The sequence below is a fragment of the Streptomyces sp. NPDC025618 genome (assembly GCF_055558795.1).
In genome coordinates this window covers 33,614-41,273 of record NZ_JBVHLW010000049.1, presented here as the reverse complement: position 1 = coordinate 41,273, position 7,660 = coordinate 33,614, and the positions used below count along the sequence as shown (strand labels likewise).

The 7,660-nt window shown below is 73.5% G+C and carries 5 protein-coding genes; 4 read left to right on the top strand and 1 reads right to left on the bottom strand.

Translation table 11 applies throughout. The features are described 5' to 3' along the window. Positions 1 to 621: 621 nt before the first annotated feature. Genes ACZ4A5_RS27935 through ACZ4A5_RS27925 form a run of 3 tightly spaced genes read left to right on the top strand, consistent with a single transcriptional unit; the run spans position 622 to position 4,238 of the window. Entirely contained in the window at positions 622 to 1,998 is a 1,377-nt protein-coding gene (locus tag ACZ4A5_RS27935) for an ABC transporter substrate-binding protein (RefSeq protein WP_467590050.1), read from the top strand. A gap of 15 nt (positions 1,999 to 2,013) precedes the next feature. Further along, positions 2,014 to 3,360, top strand: coding sequence for a carbohydrate ABC transporter permease (locus tag ACZ4A5_RS27930; RefSeq protein WP_467590047.1), 1,347 nt, complete (start codon positions 2,014 to 2,016; stop codon positions 3,358 to 3,360). Then, positions 3,357 to 4,238, top strand: a complete 882-nt coding sequence (locus ACZ4A5_RS27925) for a carbohydrate ABC transporter permease (RefSeq protein ID WP_467590044.1) — start codon at positions 3,357 to 3,359, stop codon at positions 4,236 to 4,238. The genes ACZ4A5_RS27930 and ACZ4A5_RS27925 overlap by 4 nt, the downstream gene beginning before the upstream one ends. Before the next feature lie 4 nt (positions 4,239 to 4,242). Here ACZ4A5_RS27925 and ACZ4A5_RS27920 read toward each other — a convergent pair whose 3' ends face one another. Next, the gene (locus ACZ4A5_RS27920) at positions 4,243 to 5,790 is read right to left on the bottom strand and encodes a glycosyltransferase family 39 protein (RefSeq protein WP_467590042.1); all 1,548 of its coding nucleotides are present in this window, start codon (positions 5,788 to 5,790) and stop codon (positions 4,243 to 4,245) included. A gap of 74 nt (positions 5,791 to 5,864) precedes the next feature. Here ACZ4A5_RS27920 and ACZ4A5_RS27915 point away from each other — a divergent pair, with 74 nt between their 5' ends. Then, on the top strand, positions 5,865 to 7,610 hold the full coding sequence (locus tag ACZ4A5_RS27915) for a glycosyltransferase family 2 protein (protein WP_467590039.1): 1,746 nt from the start codon (positions 5,865 to 5,867) through the stop codon (positions 7,608 to 7,610). The last annotated feature ends 50 nt before the right edge of the window (positions 7,611 to 7,660 follow it).

The following is a 7,660-nucleotide window of genomic DNA, read 5'->3' as shown; positions in this document are numbered from 1 at the left end:
GGGGTTGTGGTGGGTGCCGGGGGCGGGTCTTCCGGGCTGAGGACCTGGAACGCGGTGCGCTGCGGGTCTCCCGCACTGAGTGCCCCGAAAACGCACCGCGTTCCAGAACCCCACCCTCCAGCCCCACCCCCTCCCACCGGAGGGCACGTGCGGGACGTGTCCGCTTCAGGTTCGCCTTCAGCCCGTTGGGGGCACCTCTGGGGGCACCCCCGGACGGAGTCTGGGGGAGGTAGCTGGGGGAGCTTGAGGACAACGCGCGAAGCGTGTTGCGGGGTCTGGGGCGCAGCCCCCCACGCGGCGGAGCCGCATATCAGACGCAGCCGGGAAGGGGCGGGGCTGGGGAACAAACAGCCCGTCCGGCCTCTGAGGACGCGGCCGCAGGACGCTCCCGCCGCAGGCGGCAACGACACCCGCACGCCGACGGCTGAGGCACGCCCCCAGCGCAGGCAGAGCAGGGACCACAGCCCCCGCCCCCACCTGACGACTCATCACAGCCCCATCACGATCAGCCACTTGACGCGCGACACGCTATTGCGGGAGCCCCCCACCCGGCGTAGACCTGTCGCACGGGAGACGGGCAAGCCCGGCCGTCTACGGGGAGCTCGTACGGGAGGGGCGGCAATGCGGCGGCGCAGCACACGTACGGCGCGCGGGACGCGCAGGGCACTGGCACTGTTCGCGGTGGGGGCGCTGGGCCTGACCGCCGCCTGCGGGAGCGATGACAAGGGCGACGACAAGCCCTCGGCGAGCACCGACGGCGGGGCGGTCCCGCAGACCGTGCAACTCCCCAAGCTCAGCGGGCAGAAGCTCAAGGTGACCGCCGTCTGGACGGGTGACGAGCAGAAGAACTTCACCAAGGTGCTGGACGAGTTCTCCAAGCGCACGGGCGCCGAGGTGTCGTTCGTGCCCAGCGGTGACGACATGGCGTCCTTCGTCGGTTCGAAGGTCGCGGGCGGCGACCCGCCGGACGTGGCGATGCTCCAACAGCCGGGCGTGCTGAACGAGTTCGCGGAGAAGGGCTGGCTGAAGCCGCTCAGCGGTGAGGTCACCGCGCAGCTGGCCAAGAACTTCGCCAAGGGCTGGCAGGAGCTCGGCTCGCACGGCGGCAAGCAGTACGGCGTCTATTTCAAGGCGGCCGACAAGTCCCTGGTCTGGTACAACACCAAGATCTTCGACGCGGCGGGCGCGAAGGAGCCGAGGACGTGGGCCGACTTCCTGCACACCGCGCAGGTGATCGCCGACTTCGGCGTCTCCCCGGTGTCGGTCGCCGGCGCGGACGGCTGGACGCTCACCGACTGGTTCGAGAACATCTATCTCTCCCAGGCGGGCCAGGAGAAGTACGACCAGCTCACCAAGCACGCCATCAAGTGGACGGACCCGTCCGTGAAGGACGCGCTGACCACGTTCGGGCAGCTCCTGGGCAAGAAGGAGCTGCTGGCGGGCGGCAACGGCGGGGCGATCGGGACGCAGTTCCCCGACTCCGTCACCCAGACCTTCCTCGGCGGTGACAAGGCGAAGGCCGCCATGGTCTTCGAGGGCGACTTCGCGGCCGTGAACATCGCCGGGGCCAAGGCGCGGCTCGGCAAGGACGCCAAGGTCTTCCCGTTCCCGGCCGTCGGCACCAAGCCGCCGGTGGTGACCGGCGGCGACGTCGGCGTGGCCCTGAAGGACGGCCAGGCCGCCCAGGCCCTGCTGACCTTCCTCGCCTCCCCCGACGCGGCCGCGATCTGGGCGCACCAGGGCGGCTTCCTGTCCGCGAACAAGAACCTCGACCCCGCCGCGTACCCCGACGAGGTGTTCCGGGGCATCGCGAAGTCCCTCGTCGCCGCGGGCGACGACTTCCGCTTCGACATGTCCGACCAGGCCCCCGCCTCCTTCGGCGCCAAGCCGGGGCAGGGTGAGTGGAAGGACCTCCAGGACTTCCTGAAGAACCCGGGTGACGTGGCGGGCACCCAGGCGAAGCTGGAGTCCGACGCGGCCAAGGCGTTCAAGAACTGAACGGACGGGAGCCCCATGTCGACCGCGACAGCGGGCGGCGCCGCGGCCCCGGCGGCCGTACCGCCCCCGAAGAAGTCCCGCAGCGTGCTGGGCACCCGGACGTGGGTGGCGGCCTGTTTCCTGCTGCCCGCGCTGGCCCTGCTCGGCGCCCTCGTCCTCTATCCCATCGGCTATTCCGTCTACCGCAGCTTGTTCGACGCCTCGGGCCACGGCTTCGTGGGGGTCGACAACTACCACGAGGTGTTCACGGACGACCGGATCCGTACGGCGCTGAAGAACAACGTCATCTGGGTGATCGTCGCGCCGTCCGTCGCCACCGCGCTCGGGCTGATCTTCGCGGTGCTCACCGAACGGGTGCGCTGGGGAACGGCGTTCAAGCTGGTCGTCTTCATGCCGATGGCGATCTCGATGCTCGCCGCGGGCATCATCTTCCGGCTGGTCTACGAGCAGAACCCGGACCGCGGCGTCGCGAACGCCGTGTGGGTGGGCATCCACGACACGTTCACGAAGCCGGCGCCCTTCCCCGGCGCGCACCCCGTGAACGACAAGCTGCTCACGGCGAGCGGCGGTTCCTTCACCACCCGGTCGGTGGTGAAGGCGGGCACGCCCGCCGCCCTGCCGCTGGTGGGCGTGAAGCCCGGGGACCTGGGCGGCGCGAAGGACGCCATCCCCGCGCGGGGCGTGGCCGGGAAGGTCACCGGCACCGTGTGGATGGACTTCACGCGGGGCGGCGGCGGGACGCCCGGCATGATCGACGCGGGTGAGAAGGCCCTGGGCGGGGTGAAGGTCGAGGCCGTCAAGGACGGCGCGGCCGTCGCCTCGGCCACGACGGAGTCCGACGGCACCTTCACCCTGCCCGCCGCCGCGGACGGCGCGCGGCTGCGGCTGCCCGCCGCCAACTTCGCCTCGCACTACAACGGCATCGACTGGCTCGGCCCGTCCCTCGTCACCCCGTCGATCATCGGGGCGTACGTGTGGATGTGGGCGGGCTTCGCGATGGTGCTCATCGCGGCGGGGCTCGCGAGCGTGCCCCGTGAACTGCTGGAGGCGGCGCGGGTGGACGGCGCGAACGAGTGGCAGGTCTTCCGCCGGGTGACCGTGCCGCTGCTGGCGCCGGTGCTGGCGGTCGTCCTCATCACGCTCATGATCAATGTGCTGAAGATCTTCGACCTCGTCTACATCATCGCGCCGGGCGCGAGCCTCGACAAGGCGAACGTCCTGGCCCTCCAGCTGTATCAGTCGTCGTTCGGCACGGACGTCAACCAGGGGGTGGGCAGCGCCATCGCGGTCTTCCTGCTGGTGCTCGTGCTCCCGGTGATGCTGGTCAATATTCGGCGGATCCGGAAGGAGCGGCAGCGATGACCACGGTGGACACGGCCGTACGGGCCAAGCAGTCGCTGCCCGCGCGGATCGCGGCCCGGCTGGGCGGGGGCGCCATGCGCTTCTTCCTGATCGCCGTCGGGCTGTTCTGGCTGACGCCCACGGTGGGGCTGCTGCTCTCGTCGCTGCGGGACAAGTCCGATATCGCGGGCTCCGGCTGGTGGAAGGTCTTCGCCCACCCGGCGCAGCTCACCACCTCCAGCTACAGCGACCTCTTCCACAACGACACGGTGATGCGGTCCCTGCTGACCACCGCGCTGATCACGGTGCCCGCGACGGCGCTGGTCATCCTGATCGGCGCGCTCGCCGGATACGCCTTCGCCTGGCTCGACTTCCCGGGCCGCGACTGGTGGTTCATGGCAGTGGTGGGACTGCTGGTGGTGCCGGTGCAGGTGGCGCTGATCCCGGTGGCCAAGCTCTTCGACAAGCTGGGCATCTTCGAGAGCACGCCGGGCGTGGTGCTCTTCCACACGGCCTTCGGGCTGCCCTTCGCGGTCTTCCTGCTGCGCAACTTCTTCGCGGAGATCCCCCGCGAGCTGCTGGAGGCGGCGCGGCTGGACGGGGCGGGCGAACTGCGGCTGTTCACCCGGGTCGTGCTGCCGCTGGGCGGGCCGGCCATCGCCTCGCTGGGGATCTTCCAGTTCCTGTGGGTGTGGAACGACATGCTGATCGCCCTGATCTTCGCGGACAGCGGGCACCCGCCGATCACGGTGGCGCTCCAGCAGCAGGTGCGCCAGTTCGGCGACAACATCGACGTGCTCGCGTCGGGCGCGTTCCTGTCGATGGTGGTGCCGCTGGCGGTCTTCTTCGCGTTCCAGCGGCAGTTCGTGAGCGGGGTGATGGCGGGGGCCGTGAAGTAGGGCCTCAGCCGCGGCGTACGTACAGCGACACCGCTCCCCCGCGTACGAAGACCGAGGACCTCTCGGCGCAGAACTCCCGGAGGCCGTCCCACTTGGCGGACTCCGGGCGCTGGGCCCTGAACCACGGCGTGCCCACCGTGGTGGTGTCCGCCACCACCCACACCCGCGCGCCCGGGCGCAGGCGCGCCAGCCGGGTGCGCAGCTCCCCCGCCGGGACCTCCTCGCCGAAGAGCGTGCCGGAGGCGGCGGGCGACCTCTGGAGGGTGAGGTCGTGGAGCCCGGTGAAGTCGCGGGGGTAGGCGAGCGCGACGCGGCGCTCGTGGAGGGGGAGGAAGAGCACCGCGTCTCCCGGCCGGGCCTGACGGCCGACCAGGCGTGCCACGGGGGCCAGTTCGTCGCCGCGGCTGACGGGGAGCCGTTCGCGCTCCTGCTGCGGCAGCTGCCACAGGAAGGCCGCCGCGACGGCGAGGACCCCGGCCGCCGCCACGGCCCGCCGCCACGGGAGCGCCCCGAGGATCCGGTCGGCCCCGGCGGCGGCGAGCAGCGGCACTCCGGCGAGGCAGAACAGCAGATAGCGGTCGAGGAAGAGCGGCTGGAACTGCGCGGCCGCGTAGAGGAGCACGGGCGGGAGGACCGCCAGGGGGAGTGCGACGGCGTTCAGGTGGAGGCGGCCCCCGCGCGGGGCGGGGGCGGCGAGGGCCACGGTCATCAGCAGCAGTGTGGCGAGGAGGACGAGGTCCCGGGGGCCCGCGAAGGAGCGCAGCAGCGCTTCCGCCTCGGCGGGGCCGGGCGTCCTGATCCAGGAGACCTGGGCGCTCTGCCCGCGCGAGAGGACCGCCAGCGGGGCGAGCGCGACGCACGCGGCGGCGGCCGCGCAGCCCCAGGCGCGCCGGATCCGCGCGGGTGTCCGGGAGACGAGGAGGGTCAGCGCGTGCGCGGCGAGGAGCAGGATCGCGAACTCGTGCAGCAGCGCGGTGACCGCGACCACCACGCCGTAGCAGGCCCACCGCCCGCGCCCGCCGTCCTCGACGGCGCGCACGAGCAGCCAGGTCGCGAGCGCGGCCCCGGCGGCGACCAGGGCGTACGAGCGGCCCTCCTGGGCGTAGTGGCTGACGAAGGGGGTGGCGGCGTAGAGCAGCCCGGCCCACAGGCCGACGCGGGGGCGGGCAAGGCGGCTGCCGAGCGCGCCGACGAGCGCGGCGGTGGCCGCCGAGGCGACGACGGAGGGCAGCCGCAGCGCGATCTCGTCGGCGCGCAGGGCGAGCACCCAGTGCATCAGCAGGTAGTAGAGGCCGTGGACGGCGTCCACACTGCCGAGCAGGTGCCACATCTGTGGCACCGAGCGGCGGGCCACCTGGAAGGTGGCGCTCTCGTCCCGCCACATCGTGCCCCGGTCCAGCCCCCACAGGCCGATGCCGAGCATCACGGCCGCGGGGGCGAGCACGGCGGCGCGCCGCCCGCCGCGCCGCGCGGGCTCCGGCCCCGGCACCGGCCCGCGGGCGGCCGGCTCCCCTTCGGCCGCACGGGCCCGCCTCACCAGCACTGTCCGCATCCCGGCCCCTCCGTGTCCCGCCCGGCCACGCCCGGGCCGCGAATATCCCCGTTGGTGACGTTTCGTAGGTAAAAATGGCTTTCGTGGAGGCAGACGACAGCGAGTCCCGGAAACCGCCCGCCGCCCCGCGGGTCTGCGTGATCGTCATCGGCTTCGACGACGCGGCCCACATCGGTGACGCCGTGCGCTCGGCCCTCGCCCAGGGCCCGGCGGTGGCCGAGGTGATCGCCGTGGACGACGCGTCCACCGACGGCACCGGCCCGCTGCTCGACGCGCTGGCCGCCGGGGAGCCCCGCCTGCGGGTCATCCATCGCGCCGTCAACAGCGGCGGCTGCGGCGCCCCGCGCAACGACGGCGTACGGGCCGCGACCGCGCCGTACGTGATGTTCCTGGACAGCGACGACACGCTGCCCGACGGCGCCGTCCAGGCCCTGCTGCGGGCCGCGCTGCGGCACCGGGCGCCGGTCGCGGCCGGCCTGTGCGTACGCCGCGAGCTGCCCCAGGGCCGCGAGACCCGCTGGCAGCCCGGCCTCTACCGGCGGGCCGGCGCCCGCCCGCCCGAGGAGCGCCCCGCGCTCCTGCACGACACCCTCTGCGTCAACAAGCTCTATTCGCGCGCCTTCCTCGCCGAGCACGCCATCGCCTTCCCCGAAGGGCCGTTCATCTACGAGGACTTCGTCTTCACCGCGCGGGTGCTGGCCGCGGCGCCGCGCATCGCGACCGTGCCCGACACCGTCTACATCTGGCACGTGCGCCGCGGCGCCGCCGCGCCCTCGATCTCCCTGGACCGCGAGCGCGTCGCCAACTGGCAGGCCCGCGTCCGCGCCCACCGGCGCAGCGTGGACGTCTTCCGCGACGCGGGCAGCAAACCGCTGGCCCGAGCCGCGCGGGTGAAGTTCCTCGACCACGACCTGCGGATGTACGTCCGCGAACTGCCCGTGCGCGGCCTCGGCTACCGGCACGCGTGGTGGCGGATCACCCGCGGCTATCTCGCCACGTACGAGGAGGCGGAGCTGGTCGCGGCCCGCGCCCCGGCCCGCTGGATCGCCCGCGTGATCCTGGCCTCGGACGCGCCGCGCGACCTCGGCCGCCTCGCCCAGCTCGCCGCCCGCCCGGCCCGGCTGCCGCCGCCCTACGCGGAGCGGGGCGGCGACCCGGTGTGGGCGGCGGACCTCCCCGGCGCGCCCCTGGACGGCCTCACCGACCCGGCGGCCGTGCCCCTCGCGCAGCTCCCCGTGAACGTGGACGCCGAACTGCGGCTCCTGCGCGGCGAACTGCGGCTGAGCGTCCACGATCTGCACGGGCGGCTCGCCGCCGACCCGCCCCGCACCATCGATGTCGAACTGCGCCACCGGAACGGCACGGCGACCCTCCGCCGCACCGTCCCCCTGACCGGCACCCCGGCCGGCACCCTGGCAGGCGGCAGTCCGCTCTGGACCGTGCGGCTGCCGCTCCGCCTCACCCGGCTCGCCCGGCTGGGGATCCGTGACGGCGCGGGCGCGGCCCCGCAGTCCTGGGACATCCGCGTGCGGCCGCACCTGGCGTCGGGCGGCTCCTTCCGCACGTCCGTCCGCGCCACGGGCCGCACACCGCGCCGGACCGCCCTGCCCAGCCGCCGCTTCGGCCTCCTGCTGGCCCGGCCCTACGCCACGGCCACGGGCTCCCTCGCCCTGCGCGTGGCGGCGGGCCCCCGAGCGCTGGCCACTGCCGCGGCCCGGCTGCTCCGGGGCCGGGCATGGACGGGGCCCGCGTTCCTGGCCCTGGACCGCGCTGACGCGCGGTGCCCTCAAGCTCCCCCAGCTACCGCTGGGGGAGCTTGAGGACGCGCCCGCAGGACGCCCCCGCCGCAGGCGGCACAACCACCCCCCAC

Bases quoted from the DNA above. Each gene is read 5' to 3' on its own strand.
- ACZ4A5_RS27930 (WP_467590047.1), top strand. From the start codon at position 2,014: ATGTCGACCGCGACAGCGGGCGGCGCCGCGGCCCCGGCGGCCGTACCG.
- ACZ4A5_RS27920 (WP_467590042.1), bottom strand. From the start codon at position 5,790: ATGCGGACAGTGCTGGTGAGGCGGGCCCGTGCGGCCGAAGGGGAGCCG.
- ACZ4A5_RS27915 (WP_467590039.1), top strand. From the start codon at position 5,865: ATGGCTTTCGTGGAGGCAGACGACAGCGAGTCCCGGAAACCGCCCGCC.
- ACZ4A5_RS27935 (WP_467590050.1), top strand. From the start codon at position 622: ATGCGGCGGCGCAGCACACGTACGGCGCGCGGGACGCGCAGGGCACTG.
- ACZ4A5_RS27925 (WP_467590044.1), top strand. From the start codon at position 3,357: ATGACCACGGTGGACACGGCCGTACGGGCCAAGCAGTCGCTGCCCGCG.